At 71.1% G+C, this 22,091-nt stretch carries 16 protein-coding genes and 1 pseudogene; 15 read left to right on the top strand and 2 right to left on the bottom strand.

All coding sequences use genetic code 11. From position 1 onward, the window contains the following. The 7 genes from ACFV6X_RS08005 (at nucleotide 1) to ACFV6X_RS08035 (ending at nucleotide 8,033) form a co-directional block, all read left to right on the top strand. Nucleotides 1-1,245, top strand: a complete 1,245-nt coding sequence (locus ACFV6X_RS08005) for a spermidine/putrescine ABC transporter substrate-binding protein (protein WP_385379261.1) — start codon at nucleotides 1-3, stop codon at nucleotides 1,243-1,245. A gap of 8 nt (nucleotides 1,246-1,253) precedes the next feature. Beyond that, nucleotides 1,254-2,399 carry an ABC transporter ATP-binding protein gene (locus tag ACFV6X_RS08010; RefSeq protein ID WP_385379308.1) on the top strand — a complete coding sequence of 382 codons (1,146 nt, stop codon included), beginning with the start codon at nucleotides 1,254-1,256 and terminating at the stop codon, nucleotides 2,397-2,399. Continuing rightward, nucleotides 2,399-3,325 carry an ABC transporter permease gene (locus tag ACFV6X_RS08015; protein WP_385379264.1) on the top strand — a complete coding sequence of 309 codons (927 nt, stop codon included), beginning with the start codon at nucleotides 2,399-2,401 and terminating at the stop codon, nucleotides 3,323-3,325. Before ACFV6X_RS08010 ends, ACFV6X_RS08015 begins: the two co-directional genes overlap by 1 nt. After that, a complete protein-coding gene (locus ACFV6X_RS08020; RefSeq protein ID WP_385379266.1) occupies nucleotides 3,326-4,126 on the top strand; it encodes an ABC transporter permease in 801 nt (266 codons plus the stop codon). Nucleotides 4,127-4,149: 23 nt separating this feature from the next. Continuing rightward, complete coding sequence (locus ACFV6X_RS08025; RefSeq protein ID WP_385379269.1) at nucleotides 4,150-5,580, top strand: NAD(P)/FAD-dependent oxidoreductase; 1,431 nt, start codon at nucleotides 4,150-4,152, stop codon at nucleotides 5,578-5,580. 113 nt (nucleotides 5,581-5,693) lie between these two features. Continuing rightward, the gene (locus tag ACFV6X_RS08030; protein ID WP_385379272.1) at nucleotides 5,694-6,170 is read left to right on the top strand and encodes a hypothetical protein; all 477 of its coding nucleotides are present in this window, start codon (nucleotides 5,694-5,696) and stop codon (nucleotides 6,168-6,170) included. Nucleotides 6,171-6,281: 111 nt separating this feature from the next. Then, nucleotides 6,282-8,033 carry a chitinase gene (locus ACFV6X_RS08035; protein ID WP_385379311.1) on the top strand — a complete coding sequence of 584 codons (1,752 nt, stop codon included), beginning with the start codon at nucleotides 6,282-6,284 and terminating at the stop codon, nucleotides 8,031-8,033. On the opposite strand, the gene ACFV6X_RS08040 is transcribed toward ACFV6X_RS08035, so the two are convergent. Together ACFV6X_RS08040 and gabT are read right to left on the bottom strand one after the other, a co-directional pair. Next, a complete protein-coding gene (locus ACFV6X_RS08040; protein ID WP_385379275.1) occupies nucleotides 7,972-8,616 on the bottom strand; it encodes a phosphatase PAP2 family protein in 645 nt (214 codons plus the stop codon). The genes ACFV6X_RS08035 and ACFV6X_RS08040 overlap by 62 nt on opposite strands. 427 nt (nucleotides 8,617-9,043) lie before the next feature. Then, the gene (gene gabT, locus ACFV6X_RS08045) at nucleotides 9,044-10,378 is read right to left on the bottom strand and encodes a 4-aminobutyrate--2-oxoglutarate transaminase (protein WP_385379278.1); all 1,335 of its coding nucleotides are present in this window, start codon (nucleotides 10,376-10,378) and stop codon (nucleotides 9,044-9,046) included. A 283-nt stretch (nucleotides 10,379-10,661) separates the two neighbouring features. Here gabT and ACFV6X_RS08050 point away from each other — a divergent pair, with 283 nt between their 5' ends. The 8 genes and pseudogenes from ACFV6X_RS08050 to ACFV6X_RS08085 all read left to right on the top strand — a co-directional run. Continuing rightward, nucleotides 10,662-12,776 carry an ATP-binding protein gene (locus tag ACFV6X_RS08050; protein ID WP_385379281.1) on the top strand — a complete coding sequence of 705 codons (2,115 nt, stop codon included), beginning with the start codon at nucleotides 10,662-10,664 and terminating at the stop codon, nucleotides 12,774-12,776. A 127-nt stretch (nucleotides 12,777-12,903) separates the two neighbouring features. Then, a complete protein-coding gene (locus ACFV6X_RS08055; RefSeq protein ID WP_385379284.1) occupies nucleotides 12,904-14,472 on the top strand; it encodes a PucR family transcriptional regulator in 1,569 nt (522 codons plus the stop codon). Nucleotides 14,473-14,641: 169 nt separating this feature from the next. Further along, entirely contained in the window at nucleotides 14,642-16,087 is a 1,446-nt protein-coding gene (locus ACFV6X_RS08060; protein WP_385379286.1) for an aldehyde dehydrogenase family protein, read from the top strand. Nucleotides 16,088-16,315: 228 nt separating this feature from the next. Further along, a pseudogene (locus tag ACFV6X_RS08065) lies at nucleotides 16,316-16,601 on the top strand (response regulator transcription factor); the annotation flags it as partial. A gap of 254 nt (nucleotides 16,602-16,855) precedes the next feature. Then, nucleotides 16,856-18,790, top strand: a complete 1,935-nt coding sequence (locus ACFV6X_RS08070; protein ID WP_385379289.1) for an acyl-CoA dehydrogenase family protein — start codon at nucleotides 16,856-16,858, stop codon at nucleotides 18,788-18,790. A 338-nt stretch (nucleotides 18,791-19,128) separates the two neighbouring features. Beyond that, complete coding sequence (gene dxr / locus ACFV6X_RS08075; protein WP_385379291.1) at nucleotides 19,129-20,409, top strand: 1-deoxy-D-xylulose-5-phosphate reductoisomerase; 1,281 nt, start codon at nucleotides 19,129-19,131, stop codon at nucleotides 20,407-20,409. Nucleotides 20,410-20,417: 8 nt separating this feature from the next. After that, complete coding sequence (locus ACFV6X_RS08080; protein ID WP_385379314.1) at nucleotides 20,418-21,710, top strand: M50 family metallopeptidase; 1,293 nt, start codon at nucleotides 20,418-20,420, stop codon at nucleotides 21,708-21,710. 169 nt (nucleotides 21,711-21,879) lie between these two features. Then, nucleotides 21,880-22,091 (top strand): flavodoxin-dependent (E)-4-hydroxy-3-methylbut-2-enyl-diphosphate synthase (locus tag ACFV6X_RS08085; RefSeq protein ID WP_385379293.1); only part of this gene is annotated, 212 nt, incomplete at its 3' end.

Raw genomic sequence — 22,091 nt, forward strand, 5'->3', positions numbered from 1 at the left:
ATGGAGCAGTACGAGCCCGACCGCCCGTCCGCGGCCCAAGTGGCCGCCATGCGGCGCAGCCTCCGCAGCGGCAGGGCCTCCCTCTCCCGCCGTTCGCTGCTGCGCGCCTCCACCGGCGGCGCGCTCGCGGTCGGCGGGCTGGGAGCGCTGAGCGCCTGCGGCATCCCGCCCGCGGCACAGAACGCCGGAGTGTCGTCCGAGGACCACTCGGCGAAGGAGAAGACCGTCAGCTTCTCCAACTGGACCGAGTACATGGACGTCGATGAGAGCGGCAAGCGCCATCCGACGCTCGACGAGTTCAAGAAGCGCACCGGCGTCACCGTCAAGTACACCGAGGACATCAACGACAACGTCGAGTTCTTCGGCAAGATCAAGCCGCAGCTGGCGGCCGGTCAGGCCACCGGCCGCGACCTGATCTGCGTGACCGACTGGCTGGCCGCGCGCCTCATCCGCTTCGGCTGGGTCCAGAAGCTGGACGCGTCCAACCTGCCCACCGCGTACGCCAATCTCTCCCAGCAGTTCCGCAGCCCCGACTGGGACCCGGGACGGGCGTACTCCTACCCCTGGACCGGTATCTCCACGGTCATCGCCTACAACAAGAAGGCGCTGGACGGGGTCGAGGTCACCTCCGTGTCCGACCTGCTCGACAATCCCAAGCTCAAGGGCCGCGTCGGCTTCCTGTCCGAGATGCGCGACAGCGTCGGCATGACGCTGCTGGACATGGGCAAGGACCCGGGCAAGTTCAGCGACGACGACTTCGACGCGGCGATCGCCCGGATGCAGAAGGCCGTCGACCGGGGCCAGATCCGCCGGTTCACGGGCAACGACTACACCTCGGACCTCAGCAAGGGCGACTTGGCGGCCTGCGTCGCCTGGGCCGGCGACGTCGTACAGCTCAAGGCGGACAGCCCGGACGTCGACTTCGTCATACCCGACAGCGGCTACATGACCTCCACGGACAACCTTCTGGTGCCCAACAAGGCCCGCCACAAGACCAACGCCGAGCGGCTCATCGACTTCTACTACGAGCCCGGACCGGCCGCACAGCTCGCCGCGTACATCAACTACGTGTGCCCGGTCGACGGGGTGAAGGCGGAGCTCGCCAAGATCGACCAGGACGCGGCGAACAACCCGCTGATCATTCCCGACAAGGACATGGCCGCGAAGTCTCGCGCCTTCCGCTCCCTGAGCGCGAAGGAAGAGACGGCCTACGAAGAGAAGTTCGCGAAGCTCACAGGGGCGTGACGACGACGATGACGACGAAGGACAGCAGCGGCGACGTCCGCCTCTCCGGAATCAGCAAGACCTACGGCTCCTTCACCGCCGTACATCCGCTGGACCTGACCGTCCCGCAGGGCTCCTTCTTCGCCCTGCTCGGCGCGTCGGGCTGCGGCAAGACCACGACACTGCGGATGATCGCGGGACTTGAGGAGCCGTCGGGCGGCACCGTGTCGCTCGGCGACCAGGACGTGACCGCGCTGCCGCCGTACAAGCGGCCGGTGAACACGGTGTTCCAGTCGTACGCCCTCTTCCCGCACCTCGACATCTACGAGAACGTCGCCTTCGGTCTGCGCCGGCGGGGCGTCAAGGCGGTGAAGAAGCAGGTCGACGAGATGCTCGACCTGGTCCAGCTCGGTGAGCAGGCCCGCAAGAAGCCGCACCAGCTCTCCGGCGGCCAGCAGCAGCGCGTGGCCGTCGCCCGCGCCCTGATCAACCACCCCAAGGTGCTGCTCCTCGACGAGCCGCTCGGCGCCCTCGACCTCAAGCTGCGCCGCCAGATGCAGCTGGAGCTCAAGCGCATCCAGACCGAGGTCGGCATCACCTTCATCCACGTCACGCACGACCAGGAGGAGGCCATGACCATGGCCGACTCCGTCGCCGTGATGAACGCGGGCCGGGTCGAGCAACTCGGCGCCCCCGCCGAGCTGTACGAGAACCCGCGCACCACCTTCGTCGCCAACTTCCTCGGCACCTCCAACCTGATCGAGGCCGAGGTCGACACCAAGGCGGGCGACGAGATCGTCGTCAAGGCGGGCGGCGGCAAGCTCACGCTCCCCGCCGGGCGGTGTACCGCCTCCACGGAGACCGGTGGCAAGGTGCTGGTCGGCGTGCGCCCCGAGAAGATCTCCCTCGTCCACGCGGACGACGCCGGGGAGATCCCGGCCGGCCGCAACCGGGTCACCGGCAAGATCGCCGACGCCAGTTTCATCGGCGTCTCCACGCAGTACGTCGTCGACAGTGCCGTCTGTCCCGAGTTCGCCGTCTACGTGCAGAACGTCGAGCGCGACGGCCGGCTCACCCCGGGCGCCGACGTCGTCCTGCACTGGAGCCCGGCGCACACCTTCGGGCTGGACGCCACCCAGGACATCGACGCGGGCATCGAGGAAGAGGCCGCCTGATGTCGACGCTCACCGAGGCGCCACCGCCGCTCGCGCCCGAGCCGGTGCAGAAGCCGGCCCGCCGGCGCGGCCGGCTCACCCCGTACTGGCTGCTGCTGCCCGGCATCCTGTGGCTGATCGTCTTCTTCGCCCTGCCGATGGTCTACCAGGCCTCCACGTCCGTGCAGACGGGCTCCCTGGAGGAGGGCTACGAGGTCACCTGGCACTTCGCCACCTACTGGAACGCACTGACCGAGTACTGGCCGCAGTTCCTGCGCTCGGTGCTCTACGCCGGTTCCGCGACGATCCTTTGTCTGTTGCTGGGCTACCCGCTGGCGTATCTGATCGCGTTCCGCGCGGGCCGCTGGCGAAACCTGATCATGATCCTGGTGATCGCGCCGTTCTTCACCAGCTTCCTGATCCGCACACTCGCCTGGAAGACGATCCTCGCGGACGGCGGCCCGGTCGTCGGCGCCCTGAACACCCTGCACGTCCTGGACGTCACCAGCTGGCTCGGCATGACCGCCGGGGACCGCGTGCTGGCCACGCCGCTGGCGGTCGTGTGCGGGCTGACGTACAACTTCCTGCCGTTCATGATCCTGCCGCTGTACACCTCGCTGGAGCGCATCGACAGCCGGCTGCACGAGGCGGCGAACGATCTGTACGCCAAGCCGTCCACGACCTTCCGGAAGGTGACCTTCCCGCTGTCGATGCCGGGTGTGGTCTCCGGCACGCTGCTGACCTTCATCCCGGCCGCCGGTGACTACGTGAACGCCGATCTGCTCGGCTCCACCGACACCCGCATGATCGGAAACGTCATCCAGTCGCAGTTCCTGCGGATCCTGGACTATCCGACGGCCGCCGCCCTTTCCTTCATCCTGATGTTCGCGATTCTCGTCATGGTGACGCTCTACATCCGCAAGTCCGGGACGGAGGATCTGGTTTAAATGGCCTTCGTCAACTGGCTCAAGCGCCATCTCGTCGTCTTCGCCGGGCTGTTCACGCTCGGATTCCTGCTGCTGCCCAACGTCATTGTGACGGTCTTCTCCTTCAACAAGCCGAAGGGCCGTTTCAACTACGAGTGGCAGGAATTCTCCACGGCCGCCTGGCGGGATCCGTGCGGGGTCGCCGACCTGTGCGGTTCGCTCTCCCTCAGCCTCCAGATCGCGCTGTGGGCGACTCTCGGCGCCACGCTGCTGGGCGCGATGATCGCCTTCGCCCTGGTCCGCTACCGCTTCCGCGCACGGGGTGCCATCAACTCGCTGATCTTCCTGCCCATGGCCATGCCGGAGGTGGTGATGGCGGCCTCGCTGCTGACGCTCTTCCTCAACATGGGCGTCCAGCTGGGCTTCTGGACGATCCTGATCGCGCACATCATGTTCTGCCTCAGCTTCGTCGTGACGGCCGTCAAGGCGCGTGTGATGTCGATGGACCCGAAGCTGGAGGAGGCCGCGCGCGATCTGTACGCCGGCCCCCTGCAGACCTTCGTCCGGGTCACGCTGCCGATCGCGGCCCCCGGAATCGCCGCGGGCGCGCTGCTGGCCTTCGCTCTCTCCTTCGACGACTTCATCATCACCAATTTCAACGCGGGCTCGACCGTCACCTTCCCCATGTTCGTCTGGGGCTCGGCCCAGCGCGGAACGCCCGTTCAGATCAATGTCATCGGTACGGCCATGTTCGTCATCGCCGTACTGTTCGTACTGGCCGCCATGGCCATCGGCAGCCGCCGAAAGCGCCAGAAGGCGTAATGCACTCGTAGGGAGTTGAAATCATGGCCCCAAGTGCCATGAGCCGTGGCAACGACAACTGGACGAAGTCCCTTTCCGAAGCCCAGCCGGTCGCGTACTGGCTGGACGACCCCGGCAGGCCCCACCCCGAGCCCGCGCTGACCGGCGCCGAGACCTGCGACCTGCTGGTCGTCGGCGGCGGCTACAGCGGACTGTGGACCGCGCTCAATGCCAAGGAGCGCGACCCCGGACGGGATGTCGTCCTGCTGGAAGGCCGCGAGGTGGGCTGGGCCGCCTCCGGCCGCAACGGCGGCTTCTGCGCCGCCTCCCTCACCCACGGCCTGCCCAACGGCCTGACCCGCTGGCCCGGTGAGGTCCACAAGCTCCAGGAGCTGGGCGAACGCAACCTCGACGGCATCGAGGAGGCGGTCGCCCGGTACGCCATCGACTGCGACTTCGAGCGCACCGGCGAGATCGACGTCGCCACCGAGCCCTACCAGGCGCGGGAACTGCGCGACTGGTACGAGGAGATGGAACGCGCGGGCCTCGCCGAGGGCGTGGAGTTCCTGGACGCCGAGGCGGTACGGGCCCAGGTCGACTCACCGACGTTCCAGGCGGGCCTGTGGGACCGCCGCGGCGTCGCCATGCTCGACCCCGCCGGGCTCGCCTGGGGCCTCAAGCGCGCCTGCCTCGAACTCGGCGTGCGCGTCCACGAGAACACCCCCGCCCTCACCCTGAAGCCGTACGGCGCCGGAATGGCCGTACGCACCCCCTACGGCCAGATCCGCGCCCGCAGGGTCGCGCTCGGCACGAACATCTTCCCGAGCCTGGTCAAGCGCGTCCGCCCGTACACCGTCCCGGTCTACGACTACGCCCTGATGACCGAGCCGCTCACCGCCGAGCAGCTCGGCGCGATCGGCTGGAAGAACCGGCAGGGCCTCGGGGACAGCGCCAACCGGTTCCACTACTTCCGGCTGTCCGCCGACAACCGCATCCTGTGGGGCGGTTACGACGCGATCTACCCGTACGGCGGCCGGGTGCGCGCCGAGTACGACGACCGCCCGGAGACCTACGCCAAGCTCGCCGGGCACTTCTTCACCTGCTTCCCACAGCTGGAGGGGATCCGCTTCACGCACGCGTGGGGCGGCGCCATCGACACCTGCTCGCGCTTCTCGGCGTTCTTCGGCACGGCGCACGGCGGCAAGGTCGCGTACGCGGCCGGCTACACGGGCCTCGGCGTGGGCGCCACCCGCTTCGGCGCCGACGTGATGCTGGACCTGCTGGCGGGGGAGCGGACCGAGCGCACGGAGCTGGAGATGGTGCGCAAGAAGCCGTTGCCCTTCCCGCCGGAGCCGTTCGCGTGGACCGGTATCGCGCTCACCAAGTGGTCGCTGGCCAGGGCGGACGCCCACGGTGGCCGGCGCAACCTGTGGCTGCGCGCCATGGACCGGCTGGGGCTCGGCTTCGACAGCTGAGGTGTGATCCGGTTCACTCGAATGGTGTGCCGGAAGCCGCGTAATGCCTGGGCCAGACCTCCCTCTCTCCCGTGACGCGACCAGCGTCGACGCGTAACGAGGGAGGTCTTCTCATGACAGGGGCGAAGACGGCGGTCGAGTGGCTCGCATCCGTCGCACCGGACCCCGAGGCCTGCCGGTGGGAATGGGAGCGCAACCCCCTGGGGGTCGCGCTGCTGCCCGCCGGCCGGGCCTGGGACGTACTGATCCTGCCGGGCGAGCTCGGCTATCCCACGCTCGACGTCCTCACCCGCATCCTCGACCGGCCCGGCCCGGTGCTGGTCGACTTCGGCGACGCCCGGATGGGCTTCTTCGTACCGCCGGGCACGGCGTCGCGCTGGCTCGGCACGGGCATCCGCACCGCCGGCGCCGGCACCTGGATCGTCGTCCCCTACCCGGGCCGCGCGACCGGCGGAGTGCGCTGGCTGTTCCCCCCGGACGGCTCGGGCACCCTGACGGACCCGACCCTGCTGGAGCTGGCGATGCACGAGGCGGCGGCGGGCCTGGCGACCGAGAGGGGAGAGGGAGGGGTGGCCGACGGGAACCCTTGACAAGGGCGATTGGTCTGGACCAAGTTGGCGCTCCGCCCTCCAACTCCTCCCTCCCTGGAGGCACTTGTGGACCGCTTCAGACCTCTTGCCCTGCTCGGCGCCGCGGCAGTGATGCTGTCCGGTGTCACGGCGCTCTCGTCGGCCGCCCGTGCGGCCGACGCGGACCTCGCCCGCAACGGCGGCTTCGAGGCCTCTCTCGACGGCTGGACCTGCTCCGCCGGATCCGGAACGACCGTCAACTCACCGGTGCGCAGCGGCGCTTTGGCGCTGAAGGCGACCCCGGCCGGCGGGGACAACGCCCGGTGTGCGCAGACGGTGAGCGTGAAGCCCGACTCCTCCTACACGCTCAGCGGCTACGTCCGCGGCTCCTACGCCTACCTCGGCGCCTCCGGCACCGGCACCACCGACGTCTCCACCTGGACCCAGTCCGCGCCCGACTGGCAGAAGCTGACCACCACCTTCCGCACGGGCCCCGCCACCACCCGCGTCACCCTCTACTCGCACGGCTGGTACGGCACCGGCGCCTACCGCGCCGACGACATCACGCTCGTCGGACCGGCCGTCGACGTCGGGCAGCCGCCCGCCCCGCCGACGGGCCTGCGGGCCGACACCGTCACCTCCACCAGCGTCTCCCTGTCCTGGTCGGCGGTGCCCGGCGCCACCGGGTACGCCGTCTACCGCGACGGGGCCAAGGTCCGGACGGTGACCGGGACGTCGGCCACCGTGTCCGGGCTCGCGCCCTCGACGGCGTACGCCTTCCAGGTCGCCGCGCTCAACGACGGGGGCGAGTCGGCGAGGTCGGCGAGCGTGACCGCGACCACGGCGCAGGGCGGTGGCGGCTCCCCGGACCTCCCGCCGCACGCCCTGGTCGGCTATCTGCACGCCGGCTTCGCCAACGGCTCCGGCTACACCCGCCTCGCCGACGTCCCCGACAGCTGGGACGTCATCGACCTGGCCTTCGGCGAGCCGACCTCGGTCACCTCGGGAGACATCCGCTTCGACCGCTGCCCGGCGGCCGAGTGCCCGAACGTGGAGAGCGACGCCGAGTTCAAGGCGGCCATCCGGGCCAAGCAGGCGGCCGGCAAGAAGGTGCTGATCTCGATCGGCGGCCAGAACGGCCAGGTCCAGCTGACGACGGCGGCGGCCCGTGACACCTTCGTCTCCTCGGTGTCGAGGATCATCGACGAGTACGGCCTGGACGGCCTCGACATCGACTTCGAGGGCCACTCGCTGTACCTGAACGCCGACGACACCGACTTCCGGAACCCGAAGACCCCGGTGATCGTGAACCTGATCTCGGCGCTGAAGTCCCTCAAGGCCCGGTACGGCGACGACTTCGTGCTGACCATGGCGCCGGAGACCTTCTTCGTCCAGCTCGGTCACCAGTACTACGGCACCGGCAAGTGGGGCGGCCAGGACCCCAGGGAGGGCGCCTATCTCCCGGTGATCCACGCGATGCGCGACGACCTCACCCTGCTGCACGTCCAGGACTACAACTCCGGCCCGATCATGGGCCTCGACAGCCAGTACCACTCCATGGGCGGCGCCGACTTCCACATCGCGATGACCGACATGCTGCTCACCGGCTTCCCTGTCGCGGGCGACCCGAACAACGTCTTCCCGCCCCTGCGTCCGGACCAGATCGCCATCGGCATGCCGGCGTCCGTCAACGCGGGCAACGGTCACGTGCCGCCCGCCGAGGTCGTGAAGACCCTCGACTGCCTGACCAGGAAGGTCAACTGCGGCTCGTACACCACGCACGGCACCTGGCCCGGCCTGCGCGGCCTGATGACGTGGTCGATCAACTGGGACCGGTTCGCGAACTGGGAGTTCCAGCGGACGTTCGACGGCTACTTCGGCTGAGCATCCGCGCGTAGCACGTCAGCAGCACCGCACAGAGGCACCAGCTGGCCACGACGTCCAGTGGCCAGTGGTAGCCGCGGCGGACCAGACCGCACGAGACGCCGAGCACCACGGCCACGCAGCCGGCGACCAGCGCGCGGCGCGCGGCCGGGGAGCGCAGCCGGGGGAGGAGGAGCAGGGCCGCGCAGCCGTAGGCGATCGCGGCGGTCGCGGTGTGGCCGGACGGGTAGTAGCCGGTGGCCGGCGGGACCACCGGCGTACCGGGACGGTCGGTCAGTTCCTTCAGGGGGACGACGAGGGCGGGCACCAGTGCCATCAGGGCGACGGCGGCCGTGCCCGGCAGCCACCAACGTTCCGCCCCCGCCTGCCGGGTCCGCCAGGCGGTGTACCCCGCGGCCACGAGGAGGACGGGAACGGCCGCCTGGGCGTTCCCGAGATCGGCGAGGAGCTCGGAGATCCGGTCCGGCTGGACGAGCGCGCTGCTGAGCCGCTCGTCCAGCCGCACCAGCGGGCCGTCGGCGACGACCTGCCAGGTGATCAGCGCGAAGAGGACGGCGGGCAGGGCGAGCAGCAGAGGAAACACGGGGACCAGCTTCGCAGGTGCCGCGGCAGTGGCGACCACAGGTCTGGACCACTTATGACGTCGGACACGCTGAAGGGCCGGCGCAAGGGGGGGTGTGCGCCGGCCCTTCAGGGGCGTACCGCTCCCAGGCGGCCGTCCGGACCGGAACGTCGCACGCCCCGGGGGGTTTGGGGCGGGCGACCGTCCGATCGGTGAGGAGATCCGGAACCCAGGGCTCCGGGGTGTGCGCGAGGGCACGACCAGGTCGAAGCTGGGGAGGCCTCGGCCTGTCACCCGCGGTTCCCCGCAGGTGGGGGTGTATCTCTCAACTGAGAAGAACCTACGACAGGCTCAGCGGGTGCGACAGGCGGATTCCCTTCCCGCCATCCACCTCGCACACGTTCTTCACACGCCCTGTGCCTGGGGCGCGGGATGAACGCCTCCGCGCTCAGATGCGCGCGAACGCCTGCTCGATGATGTCGAGGCCCTCGTTCAGCAGGTCCTCGCCGATGACCAGCGGCGGCAGGAAGCGCAGCACGTTGCCGTAAGTACCACAGGTCAGGACCAGCAGGCCCTCGGCGTGGCACGCCTTGGCGAGGGCGGCGGTGGCCTCCGCGTTCGGCTCCTTGGTCGCGCGGTCCTTGACCAGCTCGATGGCGATCATGGCGCCTCGGCCACGGACGTCGCCGATGATGTCGAACTTCTCGGCCATGGCGGCGAGGCGGCCCTTCATGATCGCCTCGATGTTCTTCGCCCTGGCGTTGAGGTCCAGCTCCTTCATCGTCTCGATCGCGCCGAGCGCACCGGCGCAGGCGACCGGGTTGCCACCGTAGGTGCCGCCCAGACCGCCGGGGTGCGCGGCGTCCATGATCTCGGCGCGGCCGGTGACGGCGGCGAGCGGCAGGCCGCCCGCGATGCCCTTGGCGGTCGTGATCAGGTCGGGGACGATCCCCTCGTCCTCGCAGGCGAACCACTGGCCGGTGCGGCAGAAGCCGGACTGGATCTCGTCGGCCACGAAGACGATGCCGTTGTCGCGTGCGAACTTCACGATCTCCGGCAGGAAGCCCTTGGCCGGCTCGATGAAGCCGCCCTCACCCAGCACCGGCTCGATGATGATCGCGGCGACGTTGTCCGCGCCGACCTGCTTGCTGATCTGGTCGATGGCCTGCTTGGCGGCCTCCGGGCCGGCGTTCTCCGGGCCGGTCGGCCAGCGGTAGCCGTAGGCCACCGGCACCCGGTAGACCTCGGGCGCGAACGGACCGAAGCCGTGCTTGTACGGCATGTTCTTGGAGGTCAGCGCCATGGTGAGGTTGGTGCGACCGTGGTAGCCGTGGTCGAAGACGACGACGGCCTGACGCTTGGTGTGCGCACGGGCGATCTTGACGGCGTTCTCGACGGCCTCGGCGCCGGAGTTGAACAGCGCGGTCTTCTTGGCGTGGTCGCCCGGCGTCAGCTCGGCCAGGGCCTCGGCGACCTCGACGTAGCCCTCGTACGGCGTGACCATGAAGCAGGTGTGCGTGAAGTCGGCGAGCTGGGCACTGGCGCGGCGTACGACGGCCTCGGCGGACGCGCCGACCGACGTGACGGCGATGCCGGAACCGAAGTCGATCAGTCGGTTGCCGTCGACGTCCTCGATGATCCCGCCGCCCGCGCGCGCGGTGAACACCGGCAGCACGGAGCCCACGCCCTGGGCGACCACGGCGGTACGACGGGCCTGCAGCTCCTGCGACTTCGGGCCGGGGATGGCGGTGACGACGCGGCGCTCCTGCGGGATTGCGGTCATGGGGGCTCCCTGATGATCTTGCAAACCGGCCATTCCGGACGAGCCGGATGTTCCGGGTGGGGATTTCGGACGCTTGCCTTGTTTCTTCGCAGGTTAGGGCCGGGCATGGTGCGGGGGCATGCTCCATGTGGGCGGTGTCGCCGCGGCAGGTTGTCCGTGGTGGACATAGCGAGGGGGGAACCTGTCGGCACGGCCCCGGCGCGCAATCGCCGAACTGCCCTTGCGAGGGCGTTAGATTGGCTCGCTGATGGTGGACGGAGCGGCTGGTCAGGGGGCAAGGGCGATGGACAGCGACGGGACACAGGACGCGCGGCGCGCACAGGCGAACCCGGTGCCGCGGCCGGCCGGGCCGCCGGAACCCCCCGCCGTACCACCGAGGCCCTCGGCGCCACCCCGGCCGGACGGCTCCGCCTTCCTCGGCTGGCTGCGCACGCCCCGGCCGGAGGCGGCACCTGGTGTGTGGCGGTTCGGGCACCGGCCCCGGCCCGAGGAGGAGCCGGAGGTCGTTCCTGGGCGGCAGTTGCTCAGTGGGGCGCTGATCGCGTTCTTGGTGGGGTGGCTGATCTGGTCGTTGCTGTGGAACGGCTACCTCGGTGGCTGGTGGCTACTGCCGCTGTACGCGATGATTCCCGACTCCTGGGCCGAGCCGCACAGCTTCGGCGCCGTCGTGGCCGTGTACGCCTACTACGTCGCCATCGCCCTGATCATCGTGGTCGGCGTCGGCCGGCTAGGGCGGTGGAGCGAGATCTGGCGCCGTTACGGCCCGACCGCCTGGCGCCGCGGCACCGGCCCGGAGAGCGTGCGGCCGCCCGCCCCCGAAGAGGACCCCGCCGCGTGGCCCGCCCTGCGCGCCGCCGGTGCCCCCGAAGCCGCCGACCGGCTCGCCGCCGACGCGCGTTCCGGTCTGATGCGGGACGTCGACCACGCCCGCATCGCCCGCGCCTGGCAGGGCGTCCGCAGCGGCCGGCACAGCCTGGCCACCTTCACCGGAGCGGTACTCAAGGACGGCGCCGCCGCCTGCCTGCACCCCTCCGGCGAACGCGATCTGCCCGCCCGGCTGGCCCGCCACGACCTGCTCACCGGCCAGGTCCGGCTCGGCACCACCGCCGACGACCCCCGCAACCCCTACGCCTACCGCGGCACCGGCCTCGCCCTCGGCCCCGACCTGCTCGGCACCTCGCTCCTCGCCGTCGGCCCGGCGGGCTCCGGCAAGACCGGCACCGTCGTCCGCCCGCTCGCCGAGTCGCTGTGCCTGCACGCGCTCGCGGGACGGGCCGCGGTCGTCGTGGTCGGCGCGGCGGGCGCCGGGCTCGGCCCGGCCGACGCCTACGACGTCGTCGTACGCATCGGCGACCCGGACTCCGTCCACGACCTCGACCTGTACGGCGGCACCACCGACCCGGACGAGGCCGCCGCCGTGCTGGCCGAGGCGCTCGTCGGGGACCTCGCCGATGCCCACCCCGGCAGCGACAGCCGCCGGTCCACCACGGTGCTGGCCCAGCTCCTCGGCCCGTTCCGCGCGGTCCACGGCCGCTTCCCCTCCGTACCCGAACTGCGCCAGCTCCTCGACGGCACACCCGGCCCGATGAGCGAGCTGCGTACGGCGCTGGAGAATTCCGGGCAGGACTCCCTGCTGCGCGAACTCGACGCCCGCGAGCGGCAGCTGGGACACCCGGGAGACGTGGCCGGGGTGCTCGCCGACCGGGTGGCGCTGCTGGACCGCCCCGCCTTCGCCGGCTTCTTCGACACCTCCGGCCAGTCCCGGCCGTTCTCGCTCAAGGCCCTCGACCACCCCGTGCGGGTCCGCATCGACCTCCCCGAACGCGGGCACGCGGACGCCTCCCGGATCCTGGCGCGGCTGGTCCTCGCCCAGTTCACGGCGAGCGTGGTGGTGCGGGAGGACCGGTCGCTGTTCGCCTGCCTGATCCTGGACGACGCGACCGGCGTCGTGACGCCGGAGGCCGTGCGGGGCATCCAGCGGCTGCGGTCGGCGCATGCCGGGACCGTGCTGACGCTGCGCACCCTGGACGACGTACCGCGCCCGCTGCGGGGCCCGCTGCTGGGCACCACCGGATGCCGGGTCGCGCTGTCCGGTCTCACCCCGTGGGACGGACAGGACTTCGCCGAGGTGTGGGGCAAGGAGTGGACCGAGGCACGGGACGTCACCGACCGGCAGATCATCGCCGAGACCCCGGCGGGCAAGGCCGTGCACATGCTGCGCCGGGTGATCACCGGCAAGGCGCCCACCGCGCGGGCGGTCACCGTCCGGCAGGTCGAGCGGGAGCGCTGGTCGGCGTCCGAGCTGGCGCACGGGGTGCCGCCCGGGCACGCCGTGCTGTCGCTGACGAACGTCAAGGGGGAGCACGCGCCGCCGCTGCTGGTGGATCTGCGCGACTGAGGATCCGGGGTGCCGGTCCCGTACGGTAAGGCAGAATCGACACAGGTCGTTCATACGCGGCGGCCAAAAGATCACAACGATCAGCCGATCTCCGTAGACCCGCAGCACCCCCCGACCTGAAGGCCTCATGCCCCCCACGCTCGCCTCCCTCGTCCACCACTCCGCGCTCAAGCTCACCGTGCGGGCGGGCGGGGGCCGTCTGGACGTGCCCGTGCGCTGGGCGCACGTCAGCGAACTCGCGGACCCCGTGCCGTACATGGAGGGCGGGGAGCTGCTGCTGATCACCGCGCTCAAGCTGGACGCGGAGGATCCGGAGGCCATGCGCCGCTATGTGAGGCGACTGGCCGCGGCGGGGGTCGTCGGGCTGGGCTTCGCGGTCGGGGTGAACTACGACGAGACCCCCAAGGCGCTCGTCGACGCGGCGGAGGAGGAGGGTTTGCCGCTGCTGGAGGTGCCCCGCCGCACCCCCTTCCTCGCCATCACCAAGGCCGTGTCGGCGGCCATCGCGGCCGACCAGTACCGGGCGGTGACGGCAGGGTTCGCGGCCCAGCGGGAGCTGACCCGGCAGGCGCAGAGCGAGGGCCCCGAGGGACTGCTCGCCGTGCTCGCCGCGCAGATCGACGGATGGGCGGCGCTCTACGACGCGTCCGGCGCCGTCGTCGCCGCCGCGCCGGAGTGGGCCGGCCGCCGGGCCGCCCGGCTCACGGCGGACGTGGAGCGGCTGCGGGAGCGTGCCGCGCCGGCCAGCTCGGTCGTCGGCGGGCCCGAGCACGAGGACCGCGTCGAGCTGCACTCCATCGGCACCGGCCGCCGCCCGCGCGCGGCCCTCGCCGTCGGCACCGCCGCCGCCCTCGGCACCGCCGAGCGCTACGCCCTCCACTCGGCGATCGCCCTGCTCACCCTGACCACCGAACGCTCACGCTCCTTCCAGGCCGCCGAGCAGCGGATCGGGGCGGCCGTGCTGCGGATGCTGCTCGCCGGTCAGCCCGACCACGCCCGCGCCGTCGCCGGTGACCTCTACGGCGGCCTCCTGGACGCGCCCTACCGGATCGTCCTCGCCGAGTGCGCCTCGGGGCACGCGGGCATCGCCGAGGCGGTCGAGGCGGCCGCGGCCCGGTCCGGGGAGTCGGTGCTGGCCGTGCCCGAGAGCGACGGGGAGAGGCTGGTGGTGCTGGCCGCGGACGGGGGCGCGGCGGTCGGGGCCTGCGTGGGGTACGCGGCGGCGCGGGAGACCGCGCGGGCGGCGAAGGAGCCCTCGGCGGGGGAGGAGGACGACCTGGTCGTCGGCCTCTCGGCACCGGCCGGCCCGATCGCGGCGGCCGCCGCCTACAAGCAGGCCGAGCAGGCGCTGTCGGTGGCCCGGCGCCGGGGCCGGGTGCTGGTCGAGCACGAGCAGCTCGCGGCGGGATCGCTCCTGCCGCTCCTCGCCGACGACGCGGTACGGGCCTTCGCGGACGGCCTGCTGCGCGCGCTGCACGAGCACGACGCCACCGGGCGCGGGGATCTGGTCGCCTCCCTGCGGGCCTGGCTCTCCCGGCACGGCCAGTGGGACGCGGCCGCCGCCGACCTCGGCGTCCACCGGCACACCCTGCGGTACCGGATGCGGCGCGTGGAGGAGATCCTCGGCCGGTCGCTGGACGATCCGGACGTGCGGATGGAGCTGTGGCTGGCGCTGAAGACGACGTCGGCGGAGTAGCAGTTCCGCGCCGCCCATCCCGGGGAGGCCGTGACGGCAGTCCAAACCGGCGTCCCCCGGCCCTCCACTGCTACGGATCGGACAACCGCGTCCCTGGCCCCCCACACCTACCGTTGACCTGGAACGCCGAACTCCAAGCACACCTCAACGCGGAAGGGCCGGGACTCATATGACCGCCACCCACGCCTTCTGGCTCGCCGGCCGCCAGGCCACCGGCCAGGACACCTTCGACGTCACCTCTCCGTGGGACGGCCGGCTCGTCGGCAAGGTCAGCGTGCCCACCGACGCCCAGGTCGAGGAGGCCGTGGCCGCCGCGTACGCCGTGCGGGACGAGTTCGCCGCCACCCCGGCGCACGTCCGTGCCGCCGCCCTCGACCACGTCAGCAGGCGGCTGGTCGAGCGCACCGAGGAGATGGCCCAGCTGATCTCCGCCGAGAACGGCAAGCCGATCAAGTGGGCGCGCGGCGAGGTCGGCCGTGCGGTGTCCGTGTTCCGGTTCGCCGCCGAGGAGGCCCGCCGGTTCAACGGCGGAGACGCCCAGCGCCTCGACACCGACGCCGGCGGCCAGGGCCGCCTCGCCCTGACCCGGCGCTTCCCGAAGGGCGTCGTCCTCGGCATCGCCCCGTTCAACTTCCCGCTCAACCTGTGCGCCCACAAGGTCGCCCCGGCCATCGCCGCCGGCGCCCCGATCATCCTCAAGCCGGCGCCGGCCACCCCGCTCTCCGGCCTGATCATCGGTGAGCTGCTCGCCGAGACCGAGCTGCCGGCCGGCTCCTGGAGCATCCTCCCGGTGCCCAACGAGGCCATGCCCGCCCTCGTCCAGGACGAGCGCCTCCCGGTCATCTCCTTCACCGGTTCCGAGAAGGTCGGCTACGCGATCATGGACTCGGTCCCGCGCAAGCACTGCACCCTGGAGCTGGGCGGCAACGGCGCGGCCGTCGTCCTCGCCGACTACGCCTCCGAGGAGGACCTCGACTGGGCGGCGAACCGCATCGCCACCTTCTCCAACTACCAGGGCGGCCAGTCCTGCATCTCGGTGCAGCGCGTGATCGCCGACGCGGCCGTGTACGACCGACTCCTGCCGCGCATCGTCGCCGCCGTCGAGGCTCAGGTGTCCGGCGACCCCGCCGACGCCAGGACGGACGTCGGGCCACTGGTCAGCGAGGACGCCGCCCGGCGCGTCGAGTCCTGGGTCGACGAGGCGGTCGGGGCCGGCGCCAAGCTGCTCACCGGCGGCAAGCGCGAGGGCGCCTCCTACGCGCCGACCGTCCTCACCGAGGTGCCGGCCGACGCCACCATCGCCTGCGAGGAGATCTTCGGCCCCGTCCTGACGGTGCAGAAGGTGAACGGCGAGGCCGAGGCCTTCGCCGCGGTCAACGACTCCAAGTACGGCCTTCAGGCGGGCGTCTTCACCCACGACCTCCAGTCCGCCTTCCGCGCCCACCGCGCCCTTGAGGTCGGCGGCGTCGTCATCGGCGACGCCCCCTCCTACCGCGCGGACCAGATGCCGTACGGCGGCGTCAAGCAGTCGGGCGTGGGCCGCGAGGGCGTGCGCTTCGCGATGGACGACTACACCTACGAGCGCGTCCTGGTCCTCACCGGCCTGGCGCTCTGACCCTTCCCGACCCGACGGCCGGAGCCCACTGTGCGGGGGCTCCGGCCGTCGTCGTGCCGGGCGTTCGACGGCTCAGCTGCACTGGACGCCCTCCTGCCGCACGGTGAAACGCTCGTGCGCCCGCGCCCGCTGCCTGTCGTCTGCCCGTGGAAGCAGCAGGCATCGCCCTCACCGCACGGTTCCTCATCCCGGCCCGCCGGGGAGACCGTGCTCACCGTCCGTCCCTGTCTGTCGCCGGCGGTCACCCGCCACGTGGTGGCCACCCTCGCGGCTCCCGGTGCCGCCGCCCGTGGCGAGGAGGCCCGGCGCCGTCTGGCCGGCCCGACCGCACGGGATTGCGACGTGCTGGCCCTGCTCGGTGAGGGCCCCTCCGACGCCGGCGCCCGGCAGCACCAGGAGCGAGGCCATGGTGAAGACGTACGTCAGCCGCATCCTGACCGAGCTCGACTGCGACAACCGCGTCCAGGCGGCGCTGCTCGCCCGCGACGCGGGTCTCCATCCGGGCGCTGCCTGACCGGCACGGCCCGGTCCTGGGGCGTCACCCGGACACTCGACCGGCGCAAGCGCGCCGGCGGCGAACGCGGACGTCCCGGAAGCGGGATCCACCAGGGCCGGGGCGCCTTGACAGCCCGCCGTACTCCGTCGACATCGGGCCGATCGGCTGCGCGCGGGGTGGTGGCCCCGCCCGGGATCGGGTACATACGAACGGGTAGCACCCGTCGGTAACCGATACGGACCTTGATCCCTCTTCACGGCGAGGTGAGCCTCATGTCCGCAGCTCCCACCACCCGACCAACCGTCACCGAACGTGAGGCCCGCCAAGTGGCCGAGGCGGCCCGGGAACAGGATTGGCGCAAGCCCAGCTTCGCCAAGGAACTGTTCCTCGGACGCTTCCGCCTCGACCTCATCCACCCCCACCCGCTGCCCCCCGACGAGGACGCCCAGCGCGGCGAGGAATTCCTCACCAAGCTCCGCGACTTCTGCGAGACGAAGATCGACTCCGCCACCATCGAGCGGGACGCGCGCATCCCCGACGACGTGATCGACGGGCTCAAGGAGCTCGGCGCCCTCGGCATGAAGATCGACACGAAGTACGGCGGTCTGGGCCTGACGCAGGTGTACTACAACAAGGCCCTCGCCCTGGTCGGCTCCGCCAGCCCGGCCGTCGGCGCGCTGCTGAGCGCGCATCAGTCCATCGGTGTACCGCAGCCGCTGAAGATCTTCGGCACCCAGGAGCAGAAGGACATCTTCCTGCCGCGCTGCGCCCGCACCGACATCTCCGCCTTCCTGCTGACCGAACCGGACGTCGGCTCCGACCCGGCCCGTCTGGCCACCACGGCGGTCCCGGACGGCGACGACTACGTCCTCGACGGCGTGAAGCTCTGGACGACCAACGGCGTCGTCGCCGATCTGCTGGTCGTGATGGCCCGTGTGCCGAAGTCCGAGGGGCACAAGGGCGGCATCACGGCGTTCGTCGTGGAGGCCGCCTCGGAGGGCGTCACCGTCGAGAACCGCAACGCCTTCATGGGCCTGCGCGGCCTGGAGAACGGCGTCACGCGCTTCCACCAGGTCCGCGTCCCGGCCGCCAACCGGATCGGCCCCGAGGGCGCGGGCCTGAAGATCGCCCTCACCACCCTGAACACGGGCCGGCTGTCGCTGCCCGCGATGTGCGTCGGCGCCGGCAAGTGGTGCCTGAAGATCGCCCGCGAGTGGTCGGCCGCCCGCGAGCAGTGGGGCAAACCGGTCGCGCTGCACGAGGCGGTCGGCTCGAAGATCGCGTTCATCGCGGCCACCACCTTCGCGTTGGAAGCCGTGGTGGACCTGTCGTCCCAGATGGCCGACGAGGACCGCAACGACATCCGCATCGAGGCCGCCCTCGCGAAGCTCTACGGCTCCGAGATGGCCTGTCTGATGGCCGACGAACTGGTCCAGATCCGCGGCGGCCGCGGCTTCGAGACCGCCGAGTCGCTGCGGGCGCGCGGGGAGCGCGCGGTGCCCGCCGAGCAGATCCTGCGGGACCTGCGGATCAACCGCATCTTCGAGGGCTCCACCGAGATCATGCACCTGCTGATCGCCCGCGAGGCGGTCGACGCCCACCTCTCGGTCGCCGGTGACCTGATCGACCCGGACAAGTCCCTTCAGGACAAGGCGAAGGCGGGCGCGCAGGCCGGTGTCTTCTACGCCAAGTGGCTGCCGAAGCTGGTGGCCGGAGCGGGCCAGCTCCCGGCGTCGTACGGGGAGTTCAAGCACGGCATCGACCTCTCGCCGCATCTGCGCTACGTCGAACGCACCTCCCGCAAGCTGGCCCGGTCCACCTTCTACGCCATGTCCCGCTGGCAGGGCCGGATGGAGACCAAGCAGGGGTTCCTGGGCCGGGTCGTGGACATCGGCGCCGAGCTGTTCGCGATGAGCGCGGCCTGCGTGCGTGCCGAACTCCTGCGCAGCCGGGGCGAGCACGGCCGGGAGGCCTACCAGCTCGCGGACGCCTTCTGCCGCCAGTCCCGCATCCGTGTCGACGAGCTCTTCGGCAGGCTGTGGACCAACACCGACGACCTCGACCGCAAGGTGGTCAAGAACGTCCTGGCCGGCGGCTACGAGTGGCTGGAGCAGGGGATCGTCGACCCCTCGGGCGACGGTCCGTGGATCGCGGACGCGACCCCCGGTCCGTCCCGGAAGGAGAATCTGCACCGACCCATCAGGTGAGGGCAGGCGTGCGACGAGTGCGGGTCAGCACCCGCACTCGTCGTGGCGCTTCAGCACCACTTGATCTCCACCCACTCGCCGTCGAGCGCCGTTGCGCCCGCGAGCGCGGGCAGGGCTGAAACAGCGCGTATGCGCAGGGAGGCATCCCTCAGGATGTCGTCCGGTGGCCGTGGTTCCCCAGGCCAGGTGTGAAGTGTGATGACGTGGGTCTTCACGTCGGCTTCACAGATGGGGAAACCGGGTCCATCCGGTCGGGAACGGGCACGCCGGAAGCGGCGGGCACCCGCGTGAGGGACACCCTGCTCCGGCCGGGCATCCGTTGCGGCAACAATGGGGGCATGAGCGACAGCCCAGCCCCTCTCGCAGACCCGCACCTCGTCTACGACCCGGTGACGGGCGACGGCCCGAAGGACGTCGTGGTCCTCGGCTCCACGGGGTCGATCGGCACCCAGGCCATCGACCTCGTCCTGCGCAACCCGGACCGCTTCCGGGTCACCGGCCTGTCCGCCAACGGCGGCCGCGTCGGCCTCCTCGCCGAGCAGGCCCACCGGCTCCGGGTGCAGACCGTCGCCGTGGCCCGCGAGGACGTCGTACCCGCGCTGCGGGAGGCGCTGACCGCGCACTACGGCGCGGGAGAGCCGCTTCCCGAGATCCTGGCCGGACCGGACGCGGCCACCCGGATCGCCGGCTCCGACTGCCACACCGTGCTGAACGGCATCACCGGCTCCATCGGCCTCGCTCCGACCCTCGCCGCCCTGGAGGCGGGCCGCACCCTGGCGCTCGCCAACAAGGAGTCGCTCATCGTGGGCGGCCCGCTGGTCAAGGCGCTCGCCAAGCCGGGCCAGATCATCCCGGTCGACTCCGAACACGCGGCGCTCTTCCAGTCGCTCGCCGCGGGCACCCGCGCGGACGTGCGCAAGCTCGTCGTCACCGCCTCCGGCGGCCCCTTCCGCGGCCGGAGCAAGGCGGAGCTCGCGAACGTCACCGTCGAGGACGCCCTGGCCCACCCCACCTGGGCGATGGGACCGGTGATCACGATCAACTCCGCGACCCTCGTCAACAAGGGTCTCGAAGTCATCGAGGCACATCTGCTGTACGACATTCCCTTCGAACGCATTGAGGTGGTCGTGCATCCGCAGTCGTATGTCCACTCGATGGTTGAGTTCACGGACGGATCCACGATCGCCCAGGCGACGCCCCCGGACATGCGCGGGCCCATCGCCATCGGCCTCGGCTGGCCCGAGCGCGTCCCCGACGCGGCGCCCGCCTTCGACTGGGGCACGGCGTCGACCTGGGAGTTCTTCCCGCTCGACACGGACGCCTTCCCCTCCGTCGACCTCGCGCGGCACGTGGGAGAGCTCGCGGGCACCGCCCCGGCGGTGTTCAATGCCGCCAACGAGGAGTGTGTGGACGCCTTCCTGAGGGGCGCGCTGCCGTTCAACGGGATCATGGAGACCGTCACCCGGGTCGTGGACGAGCACGGCACCCCCGGCACGGGAACCTCGCTCACCGTGCCGGACGTCCTCGAAGCGGAGACCTGGGCCCGCGCCCGGGCCCGTGAACTGACGGCACAGACCGGAATTACGGCGCAGACAGCCACCGCGGAGGCGCGTGCATGACGACCTTGATGATGATCCTCGGCATAGTCGTGTTCGCGGTCGGCCTGCTGATCTCGATCGCGTGGCACGAGCTGGGGCATCTGTCCACGGCCAAGCTCTTCGGCATCCGCGTCCCGCAGTACATGGTCGGCTTCGGCCCGACGATCTTCTCCCGCACCAAGGGCGAGACCGAGTACGGCGTGAAGGCCATCCCGTTCGGCGGGTACATCCGCATGATCGGCATGTTCCCGCCCGGCCCCGACGGCCGCATGGAGGCCCGCTCCACCTCGCCCTGGCGCGGCATGATCGAGGACGCCCGCTCCGCCGCCTTCGAGGAGCTGCGCCCCGGCGACGAGGCGCGCATGTTCTACACGCGCAAGCCGTGGAAGCGGGTTGTCGTGATGTTCGCGGGCCCGTTCATGAACCTCGTCATGGCGGTCGTGCTCTTCCTGATCGTGCTGATGGGCTTCGGCATCTCGCAGCAGACCACCAGCGTCAGTTCCGTCTCCCAGTGCGTGATCGCGCAGAGCGAGAACCGCGACAAGTGCACCTCGGCCGACAAGCCCTCCCCGGCCGCCGCGGCCGGCCTGAAGGCGGGCGACAAGATCGTCGCCTTCGACGGCGTCCGCACCGACGAGTGGAACGAGCTCTCCGACCTGATCCGCGCCAACCCCGGCAGGGAGGTGCCGATCGTCGTCGACCGCAAGGGTGAGGAAGTCACCCTGAAGGCGACGATCGCCACCAACCAGGTCGCCAAGAAGGACTCCGACGGCCAGATCGTCCAGGGCGAGTACGTCAGCGCCGGCTTCCTCGGCTTCAGCGCCGCCACCGGCGTCGTCCGGCAGGACTTCGACGAGTCCCTGGTGTGGATGGGCGACCGGATCGACGAGGCCGTGGACTCCCTCGCCGCCCTGCCCAGCAAGATCCCGGCCCTGTGGAACGCCGCCTTCGACGGCGCCGAGCGTGAGCCGGACTCCCCGATGGGCGTGGTCGGCGCGGCCCGCGTCGGCGGCGAGATCTTCACCCTCGACATCCCGCCGACCCAGCAGCTGGCCATGGCTTTGATGCTGGTGGCCGGTTTCAACCTCTCCCTGTTCCTGTTCAACATGCTCCCGCTGCTCCCGCTCGACGGCGGTCACATCGCGGGCGCGCTGTGGGAGTCGCTGCGGCGGAACCTGGCGAGGGTGCTGCGACGCCCGGACCCGGGGCCGTTCGACGTGGCGAAGCTGATGCCCGTCGCCTACGTGGTGGCCGGGATCTTCATCTGCTTCACGATCCTGGTGCTCATCGCCGACGTGGTCAACCCGGTGAGAATCTCCTAGTCATGCGCAGTTGGTGGCGGCCCGGCACGGTGTGTGCCGGGCCGCCTTCCATCGAGTGGGTTTACCGGGCGGGATGTGCTGACGCCCGAAGGCGTGCCGTAATCTCGAAGCCTGGAGCCCGCTGCTGACGGGACCGGATCTTGATCCACGACTTGGGGTTGCACAGCAGATGACTGCGATTTCTCTCGGCATGCCGTCCGTTCCGACCAAGCTCGCCGAGCGCCGCAAGAGCCGGCAGATCCAGGTCGGCACGGTGCCGGTCGGCGGGGACGCCCCGGTCTCCGTCCAGTCGATGACGACGACGCGTACGTCGGACATCGGGGCCACGCTCCAGCAGATCGCCGAGCTGACGGCTTCCGGCTGTCAGATCGTCCGGGTGGC

The sequence above is a fragment of the Streptomyces sp. NPDC059861 genome, assembly GCF_042731435.1.
Taxonomy (GTDB): Bacteria; Actinomycetota; Actinomycetes; order Streptomycetales; family Streptomycetaceae; genus Streptomyces.

Coding starts and splice junctions, on each gene's coding strand:
- ACFV6X_RS08005 (WP_385379261.1), top strand. CDS start 1: ATGGAGCAGTACGAGCCCGACCGCCCGTCCGCGGCCCAAGTGGCCGCC.
- ACFV6X_RS08010 (WP_385379308.1), top strand. CDS start 1,254: ATGACGACGAAGGACAGCAGCGGCGACGTCCGCCTCTCCGGAATCAGC.
- ACFV6X_RS08015 (WP_385379264.1), top strand. CDS start 2,399: ATGTCGACGCTCACCGAGGCGCCACCGCCGCTCGCGCCCGAGCCGGTG.
- ACFV6X_RS08020 (WP_385379266.1), top strand. CDS start 3,326: ATGGCCTTCGTCAACTGGCTCAAGCGCCATCTCGTCGTCTTCGCCGGG.
- ACFV6X_RS08025 (WP_385379269.1), top strand. CDS start 4,150: ATGGCCCCAAGTGCCATGAGCCGTGGCAACGACAACTGGACGAAGTCC.
- ACFV6X_RS08030 (WP_385379272.1), top strand. CDS start 5,694: ATGACAGGGGCGAAGACGGCGGTCGAGTGGCTCGCATCCGTCGCACCG.
- ACFV6X_RS08035 (WP_385379311.1), top strand. CDS start 6,282: ATGCTGTCCGGTGTCACGGCGCTCTCGTCGGCCGCCCGTGCGGCCGAC.
- gabT (WP_385379278.1), bottom strand. CDS start 10,378: ATGACCGCAATCCCGCAGGAGCGCCGCGTCGTCACCGCCATCCCCGGC.
- ACFV6X_RS08050 (WP_385379281.1), top strand. CDS start 10,662: ATGGACAGCGACGGGACACAGGACGCGCGGCGCGCACAGGCGAACCCG.
- ACFV6X_RS08055 (WP_385379284.1), top strand. CDS start 12,904: ATGCCCCCCACGCTCGCCTCCCTCGTCCACCACTCCGCGCTCAAGCTC.
- ACFV6X_RS08060 (WP_385379286.1), top strand. CDS start 14,642: ATGACCGCCACCCACGCCTTCTGGCTCGCCGGCCGCCAGGCCACCGGC.
- ACFV6X_RS08070 (WP_385379289.1), top strand. CDS start 16,856: ATGTCCGCAGCTCCCACCACCCGACCAACCGTCACCGAACGTGAGGCC.
- dxr (WP_385379291.1), top strand. CDS start 19,129: ATGAGCGACAGCCCAGCCCCTCTCGCAGACCCGCACCTCGTCTACGAC.
- ACFV6X_RS08080 (WP_385379314.1), top strand. CDS start 20,418: ATGATGATCCTCGGCATAGTCGTGTTCGCGGTCGGCCTGCTGATCTCG.